We start from the raw sequence: 15,330 nt of genomic DNA on the forward strand, positions 1-15,330 counted from the left end.
GTTTCGATAGATCCCATGATGTCCCCCGACATGTTGTGTGATTATTGACCGCCGCTGCATCCGATCGCAGCGACACGACGACCATAAACCACCCAATCGCCCTCGGCGACAGGAAGTGACGGCACTCACGAACGGCCGCAGATTGTGTGCGGTTGCGCCCGCAGCCCGCGCCGACGACGATGGCTGCATGGAGCAGCGTCGCGTCCCGACCGACCGCGTGACCACCGCCGGCAGCGAGACGCCGCTGGGGGCCACCCCGACATCGTCGGGGGTGAACTTCGCCATCCGCTCGCAGCACGCCACCGCTGTGTCCCTGCTGCTGTATTCGGCCGCTGATGCCGAACCGTCCGACGTCATCGCCCTGAAGGATCCCACCGACGGAGTCTGGAGTGTCCAGGTCGACGGCGTAGGCGCCGGCCAGCTCTACGGCTACCGTGTCGACGGCCCGTACGACCCGGCGAACGGCTTACGCTTCAACTCCGCCAAGGTGCTCCTCGACCCGTACGCCAAGGCGATCACCGGGAAGTTCCGCAACACCGACAACCTCCTACTCGCCTACGACCCGGATGGCGGGGACGCCGAACTCGCCATGGACACCAGGGATTCCGGACCGATCGTGCCCAAGGCGATCGTCGTCGACGACAACGCCTTCGACTGGCAGGACGACACCGCACCGAATCTTGATCTGGCGGAACTGATCATCTACGAGGTGCACACCAAAGGGTTCACCGCGCACGAATCTTCCGGCGTCGATGCGCCGGGAACATATCTGGGCTTCGTCGACAAGATCCCATACCTCACCGAGTTGGGCATCAACGCCGTCGAACTCCTTCCGGTACACGAGTATTACGTCGACGACTTCCTCCACGACCGCGAACTCACCAACTATTGGGGCTACAACACGATCGGATTCTTTGCGCCGGAATCATCGTACTCCACCGGTCGCGAACCCGGGTGCCAGGTCGACGAGTTCAAAACCCTTGTCCGCGAACTCCACAAAGCAGGCATCAAGGTCATCCTCGACGTCGTGTTCAACCACTCCGGGGAAGGCAACGAGATGGGGCCCACGATGTCGTTCCGCGGCATCGACAACCCCAACTACTACATCCTGACCGGACCCGACGACCAACCCGGCCGCTACTACATGAACTACAGCGGCTGCGGCAACACCCTCGACTTCGACAGTCCCACAGTCATTTCGATGGTGCTCGACGCGCTGCGCTACTGGGTGCAGCACATGCACGTCGACGGCTTCCGCTTCGACCTCGCCTCCGTTCTCGGGCGCACCGGAAAGTCGGAGGATTTCGCCACGCACGCCCCGTTCTTCCAAGCGGTGCAGGCTGACCCGGTCCTCGCCGACGTGGTGCTGATCGCCGAACCCTGGGACACCGGCACCTATCAGGTCGGCAACTTCGGCCAGGACTGGTCGGAATGGAACGGCCGCTTCCGGGACACCATGCGCCGCTTCGTCAAAGGCGACGACGGACAACTCGCCGACCTCGGTCGCCGCGTCACCGGCTCGGCCGACCTGTACGCCGACGACGGCCGCACCGCCTACAACAGCATCAACTTCATCACCTGTCACGACGGCTTCACGATGTATGACCTGGTGTCCTACAACGACAAACACAACGACGCCAATGGCGAGAGCAACCGTGACGGAACCGACGACAACAACTCGTGGAACTGTGGGGCAGAAGGCGACACCGACGACGAGCAGGTACTCGCGCTCCGTCGGCAGCTCGTGAAGAACCACCTGTGCCGCCTGTTGTTCTCCGCCGGCACACCGATGCTGCTCGGCGGCGACGAGTTCCTGCGCACCCAGGGCGGCAACAACAACGCCTACTGCCAGGACAACGAGATCTCCTGGTTCGACTGGACTCTCGTCGAACGTAACCGCGACATCCTCGAGTTCGCGACCCGCGCCATCGCACTGACCCGACGGTTCAAAGCCCTGCAGCACCGGAAGTACGTGCTCGGGACCGACAACGACGCCGGCCTCGTCGACGAACTGACCTGGTTCGGTCCGGACGGAGGTGCACCGGACTGGTCGAATCCGCTCGCGCACACCCTGTGCTACCGCATCGACACCGAGGACGCGCTACCCGGCCAACGCGTGTCGTGCCTCTACTTCATCCTCAACGCCGACTCGCAGAACGCGTGGATCATGTTGCCGCCGTTACCCGATGGCTACTCCTGGTACCGGGCAATCGACACCTGCCTGCCACCGGGACAGGACTTCGCGGCGCCCGACGACGAGGTGCTGATCGATCCCGGGGACCACTACCTCGCGAGCGCACGAACCGCGGTCATTCTGGTGGGGCGTCGGCGGGAGTGACGCAAACGCTCAGGTTCCCACCAGAAGCTCACCATGCAGGGTGAGTTTGTGATGGGAACCTGAGCTCTTGTGGTGCGACGATTACGCCGGGGCGTCCGCCAGCTCTTCGGTCACGGTGGACTCGGGCTCCCCGGCATCCTTGCTGCGCGGGATCGCCGCGGCGATGGCCAGTGCCACCAGCGACACACCGGCACCGATGATCAGTGCGGTCCGGAAGCCGGCCTCCGAAGCCATTGTGTGGCCACCCATGGTGATGGTCATCTGGGCGAGTACCGCACCGATGACGGCGGCGCCGATGGAGGTGCCGAGCGAGCGCATCAGCGTGTTGAAGCCGTTGGCGGCAGCGGTTTCCGAGAGCGGCACCGAACCCATGATGAGTGCGGGCATTGCCCCGTAGGCCAGGCCGACACCGCTGTTCATGATCATCAGCGACACCATGATGCCCCACGTGCTGCCCGAGAGCGGCAGCGACAGAAGGTAACCGGCGGCCAGCACGGCGGTGCCGCACATCAGCGTGACCTTGGGGCCGCGGGCGTCGGTGAGCTTGCCGCCCATCGGCGAGACGATCATCATCATCAGTCCGCCGGGCAGCATCCACAGACCGGTCGCCAGCATTGACTGGCCGAGACCGTAGCCCGTGGCCTCGGGCAGCTGCAGCAGCTGCGGGAAGACGAGCATCGATGAATACATGCCGATACCCACGAAGATCGACGCGATGTTGGTGGTCAGCACTCGCGGACGGGCGGTGGTGCGCAGATCGATCAGCGGCTCACGAGTGCGCAGTTCCCAAGCGCCCCAGGCGAGCAACGCGATCACCGCGCCGACGAACAGACCGATGACGGTGCCCGAGGTCCAGCCCCAGTCGGCGCCCTTCGACACCCCGAGCAGCAGGCAGACGAGTCCGACGCCGAGCAACACGGCGCCCAGCGCGTCGAAGCGCTGGCCGGTCGCGGCCGGCGGGACATCGGGGATGAACGTCCAGACCAGGACGGCGATGATCACCGCGAGTACGGCCGAACCCCAGAACAGCACATGCCAACTGGAGTATTCGGCCACGGCGGCTGCCAGCGGCAGACCGAGCCCGCCGCCGATACCCATCGACGCGCTGACCAATGCGATCGAGGAACTGAGCTTCTCGCGCGGCACGGCGTCGCGCAGCAGGGCGATGCCGAGCGGCACCATGCCCATGCCGAGACCTTGCAGGCCGCGGCCGATGATCATCGGCCACACCGATGTCGACAGCGCGCACACCACCGAGCCGGCGAACAGCGGCACGGTCAGCGCGAGCAGGACACGCTTCTTACCGATGAGGTCGCCGAGTCGTCCGGTGACCGGAACGAAGACCGCGGCGACGAGCAGGGTCACGGTGATGACCCAGTTCGAGTTCGACGGCGACGTGTTCAGAATGGTGGGCAGTTGGGGCAGTAGTGGGGTGACCAGCGTCTGCATGATCGCGGCGACGGTTCCGGCGAACGCGAGCGTCGCGACGACGCCGGTTGACCGGACGCCCACTTGGGGTGAATCCATGGCGAGAGACTCCTTAGACAGCACGTGGTGGATGGTCGTTCTCGATCTCGTGGCGGCGCACAGCAACGTCGACGAGCGCGCGGCAGATGTAAACGACTGACGACTTATGACGCTACGCTCGGTTGCCGAGGCAAGTCAACAGATGATTACATTGGGTGGTGCAGGTCACTGCCCTAGAGTCGACTGCGTCAGGGGAGGTGAGAAGTGTCCGATGTGGAGGAGCCGCGTCGCCGTAATGCGGCGGCCACCCGGGAGTCGTTGTTGGTAGCGACCCGGACCTTGCTCGCCGAACACGGGGCCCACGTCACCACCCGCGACATCGCCGCCGAGGCCGGTGTCAACCAGGCGCTGATCAACCGCTACTTCGGCTCCAAGGAGAACTTGTTCGTCGAGGCCGTCCAGACCAGCAACAACCCGGTCGCCGAGTTCCTGGCCAGTGCTCCACTCGACGAGGTGTCCGACGGGATTCTGCATTCCGTGCTCGAGGCCGGCCGAGCGGGCGGTGGACTGACGAGCCAACTCATCGGGGTCCTAGACAGTGACACGGTGAACGAGGTCATCCGGTCCACGGTCGAGAAGACGTTCACCGAAACATTGGGCAACCGACTGGCCGGCCCCGACCGTCGGTTGCGTGCGGAGCTGATCAACGCGTTGGTTGTCGGCATCACGGTGATGCGCGATCGCATCGGGAGTCCAGAACTCGCGGCCGCCGATGTCGACGACATCGCGCGATATGTGCGGCGCATGGTGGCACCGTTGCTCGAGGAACCGGACTGAGGGGGACAGCGTGGGTGTGTATGTGGTGACGGGTGCGGCATCGGGCATCGGGGCTGCTGTGGCCGATCGGCTGCGGCTCGATGGCCACACGGTGATCGGGGTGGATCTGCACGACGCCGACGTGATCGCCGATCTCTCGACCGGAGTCGGTCGTCGCACGGCGATCGGCGAGGTACTCAAGGCGTGCGGCGGCCGCCTCGATGGTGCGGTCTTCGCTGCGGGTCTCGGGCCGGGCAAGGGTCGTGAGCGGATGATCGTCGAGGTCAACGTCCTCGGCGCCACCGAACTCCTCGACGCGTTCCGGCCCGCGTTGGCGGCGGCGGACGGAGCCAAAGTCGTTGTCTTCGGCTCGAATTCGACGACGTCCACGCCGTTGGTCCCGCGGCGGGCGATTCGTCGGCTGATGGCCGGCGACGTCGACCCGGCGGTGCGGCAGATCCGACGACGCGTCGGGGTGTCGGGACCGGTGGCCTACGCGGCGTCCAAGGTCGCGGTCAGTCTGTGGTGCCGTGAGCGCGCAGTACGTAAGGACTGGGCGGGAGCGGGTATCCGGCTCAACGTGATCGCGCCCGGGCCGGTGATGACGCCATTGCTCCAGTCGCAGTTGGACTCCAGCACCGGCTCGCAAGTGCGGTCGTTCCCGGTGCCGGCCCGCCAATACGGCACGCCGGAACAGTTGGCGGACTGGGTGCTGATGATGCTCTCGCCGTCGGCGGACTTCCTGGTGGGCAGCGTCATCGTCATCGACGGCGGTACCGAGGCGTTGCTCCGCACCCGCGACTGGCCGCGGCCGCTGCCGTTGCGGGCCATCCCCCGCATGCTCTGGGCCATGTACCGCGCGCCGCGTGACGGGCAAGTCGCGCAATACTGAACGAAAGATCCCGACCGAAAGGACCCTCTACGATGTCGACTTTCCGTGAAGCCGTCGAGAAGCACGATATGGCGGCAGTGGACGCACTGCTCGCCGACGACGTGATCTTCCGCAGCCCCGTCGCGTTCAAACCCTATGAGGGCAAGGCCATCACGTCGGCCATCCTGCGCAACGTCGTGGAGGTGTTCGAGGACTTTCATTACGTGCGGGAGATCGGCGCCGACGGCGACGCGAATCAGGTGCTCGTCTTCGAAGCGAAGGTCGGCGGACTCGCGGTCACCGGCGCCGACTTCCTGCTCTTCGACGACGAGGGCAAGGTCGCCGAGTTGATGGTGATGGTGCGACCCCTGCGTGCGGCCGAGGCGTTGGCCAAGGAGATGGGTGCGCGGTTCGACAACATCGTCAAAATGGCTGCGGGTACCACAACCGCTGGTTGAGCAGGCCGGCGACGGAGGAGCCGACCGTGTCGAAACCCGGTGCCGCCCATTTGCGATGCTCGTTTCGACCAGCGTCGGGCTCGCTTCGCTCGCTCGTCGCGCTCAACGAGCGAGGGGCGGCTCGGCGAGCGAGGGGTGGCTCGGCGGGCGAGGGGTGGCTCAACGGGCGAGGGGCGGATCGACGAGCGAGGGCAAGGCGCACTCACACCCGACAGGACAACTCCATGGTGTCGGTGTGCTTGGCCGGGAGATTCACACTGGTGTAACCGTTTTCGGGATTACGCACGCGGTCGAGGAACGATGCGGCCTCGGGGCTCTCGGTGTTGTCGGCGAGGATCAGTGCGCCGGTGGGCAATTGCGGCTCGAGCAGTTCCAGGATCGGCAGATACATCTCCTTCCATCCGTCGAGGAGAACGAAACCGATCTCGCCGTCAACGGATTTCAGGGTCTCGAGTGCGTCGCCGCCGAGAACGGTGACGAGGTCGGCGACGCCGGCCTCGGCGAGGGTGGTGGGCGCGACGGCGAGCTTCTTCTCGCTCAGCTCGGTGGTGTAGACGTGGCCGACGCCGTTGTCGCGCACCGCTGCTGCCGCGTGCAGCGTCGAAATGGCATACGACATACCGAATTCGACAATGACGCTGGGACGCGTGGCGCGGATCAGCGAGTACATCAGGGTGCCCGTCAGCTCGCTCACCGGCATGTAGCGATCCTCGGCAGCCTTCGCGCGTTCGGCGGCGGTGCCGCTGGGCTCGCGGCGCGGCGGCGCGCCTTCGGGGCGAGGCGGGCGATTGGCGAACTGCGCGTGCGCGTTCTCGTAAAGGCGGGCGATGGTGTCCGCTACCGGACCGGAGTCAAGAGAAGTGGTCATCTGGCCACGGTAGACCCGCTGGCTGCGTGAGCGCTGTGGGTTGGCTGTGCGCTGGAGTCAGAGCGCGTCGAGGTCGATGGTGGCCGTGAACGGCACCGTCGTCGTCCAGACGCCGGAGACGTCTCGGCCGTCGTAGCCGTGCGGCGTCAACTCGAGGGCGGTCAGGATCCGGTCCGTGGGATCGATGATCCAGTAGTGCTTGACGCCTGCTTCGGCGTACTCGCTGCGTTTGGTTACCAGGTCGGTGCGCCGGGTTCCCGGCGAAAGAACCTCAACGACGACCATTACATCGTCAGTTGCGAGCCAGGTGTCGTTTGTCTTCCTGCAGATGACGATGTCAGGTACTCGGACGGTAGCCGGGGTCGCCGGGTTGACGACCAGATCGACATCGGTCAGTGCTTCGATGTGACTTGGTAGCTGGACTCCGAGTTGCAGCATGAGGCGAGCCACGATCTGCGCGTGAATCTTGGTGGCCCGAGGCAGCGCGATGCGCACACCCTCCTGGAGTTCGATGCGGACGGTGTCGTCTTCGGGGAGTGCGCGCCACTCCGCCAGGGACAGCAACTGGGGTGCGGGAGCAGCTGTCATGGTGTCATTCTATCCGCCGGCGGCAGATCAGCGCGATTGTTATCCACAGCACTGTGGAAGGAACGCGTTCATTGCGGCAGATCCCGCCACCCCGCCAACACCCGATGCACATTCTCCGCGCCGTGCAACGGATCTGGTGGCTCGGGGAGGGTGACCGGATAGAGCAGGAACGGTGTGCTCTGCGGTCCGCCCATGCCGCCGTGCGAGCCGACCTGTTCCTCGAAGGCCGCCACCTCGTCGGTTTCCGGCCAATAGGCGCTGCTCACCATGATGTCGGCGACATTGTCGAACGAGTCTGTGCGGCGGACCTTTTCGAGTGCATCGTCGCCGAATCCGTCGAGCGGATTGCGCCCGTACACGGTGCCGGTGGCGAGATCCACGGACCCTTCGGCGCCGAGCACCACCGAACCGCCGCCGGACTGCGCCACCAGCAGGAAGCCGACGCCCGGATGATTACGGAGGCCGAGAAGTAGTCCGGGATAGGCAGATTCGATGGCTTCGGCGGTAGCGCGGCCCGGCAGCGTGGGAAAGCTGATGAGACCGAGGTTGCCGGAGCCGAGGACGACGGGGCGGTCGTCGTCGGGAACCGATTCGGCAGAGGCGGCCGTCGCGCCGCCGACGCTGGCAGAGGCATAGAGGTAGCCCTCGGTCGCGGTGGTGGTGTCCTTGTCGTTCGATGGAATCGGCATGCCGCACAAGCGGTGTACCACCTGCTCCAGGCTTTCGTCATACCGTTGGGAGAAGGTGGCGCCTTGACTCTGGCCATGATCGGACAGGAATACGACGTGGTAGTCGCGGTCGGCCTGGTCGACGACGGCGAGCAATAGGCGGATCATTTCATCGATTTTCGTCAGCACGGCAAGGGTTTCCGGCCGGGCCAGACCCGAGTGATGCGAGACCTCGTCGTAGCCGATGAGGTCGGCGTAGATGATACTCCGTCCGGCGATGAGGTCGCGGACGACGGCCGCGGCGGTGATGTCGGTGGCCACGACGGTGGCGAACGCCCGAACGAACGGATAGACCCCACCTCGTCGTACCCGCGGTTGCACGTCGCGTCGACTCTGCCGCAACGCTTGTCGGATCTCGCGTTGGATCTCGGCGACCATCCGCGCCACGGTCCGCACGGCATTCGACGGGTCGAGAAAGTACGACGAATAGCCGGCACCGCCGCCGAGTCGGGCCCCGCGCATCCGGCTGACGACGAGGACATTGTCGTCGGCACCGCCGGTGAACAGGTTGCCGCGGCTCGCGCCGTCGACGGCGAGAAGGCCAGGGATGTCGGCACGTTCGAGTTCGCGTTGCTCGTTGCTACCGGGATCGCTGAAGACCGCGATCTGGCGGGTGGTCTTGTCGTACCAGCGGAACGCCGGCACATTGTGGTTGGAGCCGTGCAGGATTCCGAGCTGTGAGGCGCCGGTCTGGCTGCTCCAATCGGTGTGCCACGGCATCAGGCGGTGACTTTCGCGGACGAGTTTGGCCAACGTGGGGGTGACGCCGTCGGCGATCGCGCGGCGCAGCACGCCGTGACCGAGGCCGTCGATCTGAAGGCACAGCAATCCCGGTTGGGTCGTCGGGGTGCTGTGGCGCAGGCGAAATCGTTGCCGGCGCACCTGCATCGAGCGATAGGCGGTATCGGAGCGGGAGGCGATCACGCTGCCCGCGAATGAATAGAACAGTGACAGCAGCATCGCCATGATGAACACGTCGAGAGTGTTGGAGACCGACGCAGCGGGCACAATCTCCAGTGATAACAACAGCAACGCCCCGCTCGACACGAACACCGCGAGGAACAGGACGACCGGACCAACCCAGGTCATCGCCCGCACGATCAGCGGCCACAGCACGATGTTGAGGAGACCGAAGACCAGTGCGAGTGCCAGGGCGGCGGGCAGCGTCGTCTGATGGTCATCGATGGTCACCGGGTGCAGCTTGACGCCGTCGAGCATCGCGTCGAGCACCAGGAGGGCGATGGCGGTCAGCACCCACACGATGACGACTTCGATCCCGACACCGATCGCTTTGGACGTGATCCGCATGGCACCCTTTCGTTCGTCTGGGATGGTAGACGGTATGTCCGATGCACCGGGGGACGAGGATCGGCGGCCACAGATCCGGTGGCTCGGTCATGCCACCACGCTGATCACCGATCGCGGAACCACCGTGTTGACCGATCCCGTCCTCACCGCGCGGGTGGCGCACCTGCGTCGCCGACGAGGTGCGGTGCCGACCGATCCGGAGGTGTTCACACCAGACGTGGTACTGCTCTCACACCTCCATGCCGATCACACGCACCTGCCGTCGCTGCGGAAGCTGGACGCGCACATCCCGGTGGTCGTGCCGCGGCGTGCGCCCGACGAGTTCCCGGCGCTGCGGCGGGTGGGGGCGCGGCTAATCGAGGTGGAACCCGGCGACGAAGTGCCGATCGGTGACGTCGTGATCCGGGTGGTGCCCGCCGATCACGACGGGCGCCGGTGGCGGCGCGGACCGGAACGGACACCGGCGCTCGGGTTCGTCGTCGTCGGCGATGCGACGACGTACTTCGCAGGGGACACCGACCTCTATCCGGATCTCGACGACTGGGTGCGCGACCCCGACGTCGCGCTGCTGCCTGTGGGCGGGTGGGGTCCGACGTTGGGTGTCGGGCACATGGATCCGGGGCGCGCGGCGATTGCGGCCGAACGACTCGGTGCCGGTACGTCCGTGCCGATTCACTTCGGGACGTTGTGGCCGATCGGACTCGACCGGGTACGGCCGGAGATGTTCGACGGGCCGGGCGCGGAGTTTGTGCGGTTGGCCGATGCGCGTGGGGTGCGGGGGGTTGAGCTGGTGCCGGGGGACTGCTTACCCGCTGGTTGAGCAGCCTCCGAGGCGTTAGCCGAGGCGGCGTCCGTCGAAACCACGGTGGTCATCGCATGGGGTTTTGACCAGCGTCGGGCTCAACCAGCGGTGAAGATGGGCGGGAGCGCGAAGAGCACGATCGCACCCCACACGACGTGCGTGCAGATGGGGGCGAGAACGCCGTCGGTGCAGCGGCGCAGCACCGCGCACGCGGCGCCGAGGATGATCGCGGCGAACCCGAGCATCGGGTTGCCGCTCGCGAGGGTGGCCGCGGTGTAGAGCACCGTCGACACCAGGATCGGCCAATGCCGTTGTGCCGCTGAATAGACCGCGCCGCGGAAGAAGATCTCCTCGGCGACACCGTTGCCGAGGGTGATCAGCGTGACCGCGAGGAGGCTGCCCTGATCGCGGAGCGCGAGTACGTCGGTGACGAGATCGCTCAGGACCGGGATCTCGCGCGTGATCAAGGCCCCGACGACGAACGCGACGCCGACCCCTAACCCGACCGCAAGTCCGAGAACGGTCGCCCCGAGTCGGCTGGGCGTCGACTCGACACCGAAGCGACCGAGTCGGATCGGCCCAGACAACAACCCGCCGATGACCCAGGTGGCGCCGAGGGCAACGGTGAGGGGATAGAACGATGCGTCGCCGGGTTCCGAGGTCAGCGAGAAGCCGAGGATCACCGCACCCACGACCAAGAAGATTGCCACCACCGCGCGGCGTCGTCGCGTCGCCGCCGGGGCGTCGACAGTGGTGTCGGGAGCCTCGGCGGTGACCTCGCTCAGCAATTGAGTGGTGGTGATCATCCTGTCAGCATCGATACCACGTTTCGTACCGGTCGGGTGGCCACGTCGACAACACTGCCCACCCGTCGGCGCAGTCGCATGAGGTCGCCGCCGGCCCACTCCGGGTCGGTGTCGGCGAGGTGATGCACGTCGACCAGCGCGTCGACCGCGCGCGGAGCTGGGGTGCGGACCGACTTCTCCACGGCGTCGTGCATCGACGTGAGGCCGCCCGGCGGGTCGGGCACCAGGTCGCGAATCGCGTGCTCAGAGGCATGCATCGGATGATTCAGCGATGTCACGAGGTCGGCGGTCAACGCCGTCGGCACCGGCACCAACAGCCCGGCGACACGGCCCGCGATCTTGGTGCTGACGTGCGGGACCGGTATCCGCAACCGAGGCTGCCGGATGGCGTGCAGATACTCCGACAGCACCGTTCGGTAGCGCGCGTCCTCGTCGGGACCGGCGATGTCGTAGGCGCCCGCCGGTATGTCCGGATCGGCCACCGCAACTAGGTAGTGCACGACGTCGCGCACCGAGATCGGGTCCATCGGATTGTTGGCCCAGCCCGGTTCGGGGATCACCGCCAGCCGATCCGCGACGTAGCGAATGATCTCGAACGACGTCGACCCGGCACCCAGAATCACCGCAGCGCGCAGCCACACCAGGTCGGCTCCGCCGTCGATCTCTAGCGCTTCGCCGACTGCCGCCCGCGACCGTAGATGGGTGGAGAGCTTCTCCTTGTCGCCGTCGGGCACGAAGCCGCCCAGGTAGACGATCCGACGGACGTTCGCGTCCGCGGCCGCCTTGGCAACCGCGCCTGCAGCCAGGGCATCCGACTCGCCGAAGTCGGCGCTCCCGATGCCGTGCACCAGGTAGTAGACGACGTCGATGGGCGAGGTGGACTGCAGGGCCTCGGTCACCGAACTCGGGTCGTCGACGTCCATAGGAACCGCGCTGACCTCGTCGGACCAGCCGAAACGGTCGACGGACTCGGGACGGTGGGAGGTGACGACCACGTCGTGGCCGGCGGCGAGGAGCGCGCAGACCAGCCGGGATCCCACGTAGCCGGTAGCGCCGGTGACCAAAGCTCTCATGTGCTCGACGCTAGGGGCGAATCCTGGAGTGCGGCACGTGTGGACGGCACCCAGCAACGCAACCGCAACGGATGTCACGAAACGATAACGACACAATCAGCTGTCGTTGCGGCGCCAGAGTCGGGGGAGATGGCGGTCGCGTTCATCGTTGACCCACGCATAGTAGAAGCCGATGAGTATCCCACCGCCGATGGCATTGCCCAGCAACACGATTCCGAGGTTTCCGAGTGCGGCGGGGACATTGATGCCGTCCTGCAGGCCGACGATCATGAAGAGCACGGTGTTGGCGACCGAGTGCTCGAAATCCAGGAACGCGAACACGAACACCGCGGTGATCATGGACAGGCACTTGGCGATGTCCTCTTGCAGATAACCGTTGTACACCAACAACATTGCCAGGTTGATCATGAAGTTACAGAGGATCGCACGGACGAGGAGGTCGAGCCAGCCGGAGAAGCCGTGGTCGAGGTAGCCGAGTTTGACGTCCACCGAATGCTGCATCGCGTGCAGCACGCTCGCGTTGATGATGGTGCTGCCCTTGAGAAGCAATGCGATGAGCAGTCCACCGAGAATGTTGCCGAGATAGCAGAACCCCAACACCCGGATCACCAGAATCGGGGTGATCCGACGGTAGTAGGCGCCGATCGACACGATCATCATCGTCGAGGTCAGCAGCTCGGATTTCGAGTAATAGATGAAGACCAGTGCCCACCCGAAGGCCACTGCGCCGATCAGTTTGCCGATGGCGTGCAACTGTTCCGGGGTCTCGCCCATGCCGTCGAACGCAGCGACGATCGTGTAGTTGATGACGTAGAAGATCGCGATGATGATGCCGGCCATCGCCGCCCGCTGAATGTAGCGGCGGCGCAAATGGCCGGTCATCTTCTTCTTGGACTCGAGGACGTCGAGGGTGGTGCTGATGAAGAACTTGCCGGGGAACAGCTTGTTCACATCGAACTCGGTACTCGCCATGAGAACAACGGTCCCACAGCATGGCGCGCTGAGCAGCGGTTCCGAGGGGAATCCCGTCTCGGTAGGGTGGCTGCCATGACGCAGGTGCTGATCACCGTCGACGAGTTGGCCGAGGCGATGCTGTCGGATCGTCCGCCCGTGGTGCTCGACGTGCGGTGGCAACTCGGTGACGACAGAGGACACGAGCACTACCGCGACGGACACCTGCCCGGCGCGGTGTTCGTCGACCTCGACGCTGAACTCGCCGACCCGCCGTCGCCGGAGCGGGGACGCCATCCGCTGCCCGATCTGAACGCGATGCAGGCGGCGGCCAGTCGCTGGGGCATCGACAACACCTCGCGCGTGGTGGTTTACGACGACATCGGCAACCTTGCCGCCGCCCGCGCGTGGTGGCTGCTGCGGTGGGCGGGGCTGGCCGAGGTGCTGATGCTCGACGGCGGCCTCGGAGCGTGGCGTGACGCCGGGTTCCGGTTGTCGCGGGGCGATGCCACACCGCGCGCCGGGTCGGTCGCGTTGCGCGGCGGTCAGATGCCGGTCGCCGACATCGACGAGGTCGCCGCCACCGACGCGCTGGTCCTCGACGCCCGCGCCGTCGAACGATTCCGTGGTGAGGTCGAGCCCGTCGACCCACGCGCCGGGCACATCCCGGGTGCGGTCAGCGCGCCGACCGCAGCCAACCTCGACGGCAACCAGCGGTTCCGCTCGAAGGAAGAACTCCGGGATCGCTTTACCGCGCTCGGGGTGCGAGACGGGGACCCGGTGATCACCTACTGCGGGTCCGGGGTCAACGCGGCGCATCAGGTCGCCGCCCTGGAGATCGCTGGATTCGATGGTGCCACACTATTTCCCGGGTCGTGGTCGCAGTGGTCGTCGGACCCGGAACGGCCGGCAGCGACCGGGGAATGATGTCTGACATCGGCATCCGGCCCCTCGACGACCCGCGCGAGATCCGAGCCGCATTCGACGTATTCCTGCGGACCATGGTCGGGTTGCCCTTCCGTGACCTCGACGCCGTCGACATCATCGAACCCGGCCGCTACCTCGGCGCCGTCGACGGCCAGACCGTCGTGGGCGGGGCCGACTCCTACCGTGGATGGCTGACCGTGCCTGGCGGAGAGCGTGTCTCGCACGCTGCGGTCACGCATGTCGGAGTGTTGCCGACCCATCGTCGGCGGGGTATCGTGCGCGGGCTGATGACCGAGCAACTGCGTGACATCGCCGCGCGCGGTGAGGTTCTCGCATCGCTGCGGGCGTCAGAAGCGGTGATCTACGAACGGTTCGGTTACGGCATCGCATCGTCGACCCAATCCGCTCGGGTGCGCACTGCTCGCGCGGCGCTGCGACCAGGGATCGAGTCTCGTGGCGAGGTTCGACTGGTCGACCGAGCGGTGACCACCGAACTGCTGCAAGGCATTTACGAGGGCGCCCGGTGGACCGGCGCTATCCATCGGCCGCCCGGCTGGTGGCGGCTGCGGGAACTGATGCGCACCGGCGACAGCACCACCCACTACGTCGTCGTGCACTCCACCGACGGCGTCGACAACGGTTACGCCATCTATCACCCCACGAACACCGGCAGCTGGTTCAGCAGCCCGGAAAAGGTCATCGCCGTCACCGATTTCATCGCACTCGACGACAACGCCCGCAGCGGGCTGTGGCAGCATCTGCTGTCGCTGGATCTGATCGACATCGTCGAGTTCGACGCGCTGCCCATCGACGACACCCTCCCGCTTGCGGTCACCGACCAGCGGTCCGTCGAGTTGGGGTCCCCGCACGATGAGACCTGGCTACGCCTCGTCGACGTCGAGGCTGCGCTGCGTGCCCGCACCTACCGTGCAGGTGCTCCGGTGCGCATCGAGGTGCGCGACTCGCTGCTGCCCGAGAACAACGGGGTGTACGCAGTTGGCGCCGAGTCCGTGACGCGGATGTCCGCGGAGCCCGACGTAGTGGTCGACGTGGCAACGCTCGCCGCGGCCTACCTGGGCGGTACTCGCTGGCTCAAGTTGGCTGCGGCGGGACGCGTCGGCGTCCGAACCCCAGACGCGATCGGCTGCCTGGACGCACTGTTCGGCGTCGATACGATGCCGTTCGCCGGCACCATTTTCTGATCCGACGCTCGGCGCAGTGGATTGAAACCGCGGTGGCGCAAAGCCTCGGCGTTGTCGGTGCCCGTGGGGATACTCGACGCGTCAGGGGATTCGTGCGGTCGCGCGCCGGCGTTTGTGGCTGGCCGCC

General features: G+C 66.0%; 14 protein-coding genes. 7 read left to right on the forward strand and 7 right to left on the reverse strand.

Features of this window, described 5'->3' with window-relative positions:
- Positions 1-115 precede the first annotated feature (115 nt).
- Complete coding sequence (gene glgX, locus AAFP30_RS25605) at positions 116-2,338, forward strand: glycogen debranching protein GlgX (RefSeq protein WP_419232865.1); 2,223 nt, start codon at positions 116-118, stop codon at positions 2,336-2,338.
- 81 nt (positions 2,339-2,419) lie between these two features.
- On the opposite strand, the gene AAFP30_RS25610 is transcribed toward glgX, so the two are convergent.
- Entirely contained in the window at positions 2,420-3,865 is a 1,446-nt protein-coding gene (locus AAFP30_RS25610) for an MFS transporter (RefSeq protein WP_419232866.1), read from the reverse strand.
- A gap of 204 nt (positions 3,866-4,069) precedes the next feature.
- On the opposite strand from AAFP30_RS25610, the gene AAFP30_RS25615 reads away from it, so the two are divergent.
- From AAFP30_RS25615 to AAFP30_RS25625, 3 genes are read left to right on the forward strand one after another with little or no spacing between them, the layout of a single operon-like run.
- Positions 4,070-4,642: a TetR/AcrR family transcriptional regulator gene (locus AAFP30_RS25615; RefSeq protein ID WP_419232867.1), complete on the forward strand. Its 573-nt coding sequence runs from the start codon at positions 4,070-4,072 to the stop codon at positions 4,640-4,642.
- A gap of 10 nt (positions 4,643-4,652) precedes the next feature.
- Positions 4,653-5,513, forward strand: a complete 861-nt coding sequence (locus tag AAFP30_RS25620; protein ID WP_419232868.1) for an SDR family oxidoreductase — start codon at positions 4,653-4,655, stop codon at positions 5,511-5,513.
- A 32-nt stretch (positions 5,514-5,545) separates the two neighbouring features.
- A complete protein-coding gene (locus AAFP30_RS25625) occupies positions 5,546-5,950 on the forward strand; it encodes a nuclear transport factor 2 family protein (protein ID WP_419232869.1) in 405 nt (134 codons plus the stop codon).
- A gap of 202 nt (positions 5,951-6,152) precedes the next feature.
- On the opposite strand, the gene AAFP30_RS25630 is transcribed toward AAFP30_RS25625, so the two are convergent.
- The 3 genes from AAFP30_RS25630 to AAFP30_RS25640 form a co-directional block, all read right to left on the reverse strand.
- Positions 6,153-6,818: an O-methyltransferase gene (locus AAFP30_RS25630; RefSeq protein ID WP_419232870.1), complete on the reverse strand. Its 666-nt coding sequence runs from the start codon at positions 6,816-6,818 to the stop codon at positions 6,153-6,155.
- Between the two features lie 57 nt (positions 6,819-6,875).
- Positions 6,876-7,406 carry a Uma2 family endonuclease gene (locus AAFP30_RS25635; protein WP_419232871.1) on the reverse strand — a complete coding sequence of 177 codons (531 nt, stop codon included), beginning with the start codon at positions 7,404-7,406 and terminating at the stop codon, positions 6,876-6,878.
- Between the two features lie 68 nt (positions 7,407-7,474).
- On the reverse strand, positions 7,475-9,442 hold the full coding sequence (locus AAFP30_RS25640) for an alkaline phosphatase family protein (protein ID WP_419232872.1): 1,968 nt from the start codon (positions 9,440-9,442) through the stop codon (positions 7,475-7,477).
- A 34-nt stretch (positions 9,443-9,476) separates the two neighbouring features.
- On the opposite strand from AAFP30_RS25640, the gene AAFP30_RS25645 reads away from it, so the two are divergent.
- Positions 9,477-10,262 carry an MBL fold metallo-hydrolase gene (locus tag AAFP30_RS25645; RefSeq protein WP_419232873.1) on the forward strand — a complete coding sequence of 262 codons (786 nt, stop codon included), beginning with the start codon at positions 9,477-9,479 and terminating at the stop codon, positions 10,260-10,262.
- Between the two features lie 80 nt (positions 10,263-10,342).
- On the opposite strand, the gene AAFP30_RS25650 is transcribed toward AAFP30_RS25645, so the two are convergent.
- The 3 genes from AAFP30_RS25650 to AAFP30_RS25660 form a co-directional block, all read right to left on the reverse strand.
- On the reverse strand, positions 10,343-11,050 hold the full coding sequence (locus AAFP30_RS25650; protein ID WP_419232874.1) for a CPBP family intramembrane glutamic endopeptidase: 708 nt from the start codon (positions 11,048-11,050) through the stop codon (positions 10,343-10,345).
- Entirely contained in the window at positions 11,047-12,123 is a 1,077-nt protein-coding gene (locus tag AAFP30_RS25655; RefSeq protein WP_419232875.1) for an NAD-dependent epimerase/dehydratase family protein, read from the reverse strand. Before AAFP30_RS25655 ends, AAFP30_RS25650 begins: the two co-directional genes overlap by 4 nt.
- A 96-nt stretch (positions 12,124-12,219) precedes the next feature.
- Positions 12,220-13,095, reverse strand: a complete 876-nt coding sequence (locus AAFP30_RS25660; protein ID WP_419232876.1) for a formate/nitrite transporter family protein — start codon at positions 13,093-13,095, stop codon at positions 12,220-12,222.
- 75 nt (positions 13,096-13,170) lie between these two features.
- On the opposite strand from AAFP30_RS25660, the gene AAFP30_RS25665 reads away from it, so the two are divergent.
- Both AAFP30_RS25665 and AAFP30_RS25670 read left to right on the forward strand, forming a co-directional pair.
- Positions 13,171-14,001, forward strand: a complete 831-nt coding sequence (locus AAFP30_RS25665; protein ID WP_419232877.1) for a sulfurtransferase — start codon at positions 13,171-13,173, stop codon at positions 13,999-14,001.
- A complete protein-coding gene (locus AAFP30_RS25670; protein ID WP_419232957.1) occupies positions 14,001-15,203 on the forward strand; it encodes a GNAT family N-acetyltransferase in 1,203 nt (400 codons plus the stop codon). The genes AAFP30_RS25665 and AAFP30_RS25670 overlap by 1 nt, the downstream gene beginning before the upstream one ends.
- Positions 15,204-15,330: the final 127 nt, after the last annotated feature.

Origin of the sequence: Gordonia sp. CPCC 205515 (genome assembly GCF_048537925.1) — a bacterium.
Taxonomy (GTDB): domain Bacteria; phylum Actinomycetota; class Actinomycetes; order Mycobacteriales; family Mycobacteriaceae; genus Gordonia.

Excerpts from the sequence above, each read along its gene's own strand:
- AAFP30_RS25610 (WP_419232866.1), bottom strand. The coding sequence starts at position 3,865 with ATGGATTCACCCCAAGTGGGCGTCCGGTCAACCGGCGTCGTCGCGACG.
- AAFP30_RS25625 (WP_419232869.1), top strand. The coding sequence starts at position 5,546 with ATGTCGACTTTCCGTGAAGCCGTCGAGAAGCACGATATGGCGGCAGTG.
- AAFP30_RS25630 (WP_419232870.1), bottom strand. The coding sequence starts at position 6,818 with ATGACCACTTCTCTTGACTCCGGTCCGGTAGCGGACACCATCGCCCGC.
- AAFP30_RS25635 (WP_419232871.1), bottom strand. The coding sequence starts at position 7,406 with ATGACAGCTGCTCCCGCACCCCAGTTGCTGTCCCTGGCGGAGTGGCGC.
- AAFP30_RS25640 (WP_419232872.1), bottom strand. The coding sequence starts at position 9,442 with ATGCGGATCACGTCCAAAGCGATCGGTGTCGGGATCGAAGTCGTCATC.
- AAFP30_RS25645 (WP_419232873.1), top strand. The coding sequence starts at position 9,477 with ATGTCCGATGCACCGGGGGACGAGGATCGGCGGCCACAGATCCGGTGG.
- AAFP30_RS25650 (WP_419232874.1), bottom strand. The coding sequence starts at position 11,050 with ATGATCACCACCACTCAATTGCTGAGCGAGGTCACCGCCGAGGCTCCC.
- AAFP30_RS25655 (WP_419232875.1), bottom strand. The coding sequence starts at position 12,123 with ATGAGAGCTTTGGTCACCGGCGCTACCGGCTACGTGGGATCCCGGCTG.
- AAFP30_RS25660 (WP_419232876.1), bottom strand. The coding sequence starts at position 13,095 with ATGGCGAGTACCGAGTTCGATGTGAACAAGCTGTTCCCCGGCAAGTTC.
- AAFP30_RS25665 (WP_419232877.1), top strand. The coding sequence starts at position 13,171 with ATGACGCAGGTGCTGATCACCGTCGACGAGTTGGCCGAGGCGATGCTG.
- AAFP30_RS25670 (WP_419232957.1), top strand. The coding sequence starts at position 14,001 with ATGTCTGACATCGGCATCCGGCCCCTCGACGACCCGCGCGAGATCCGA.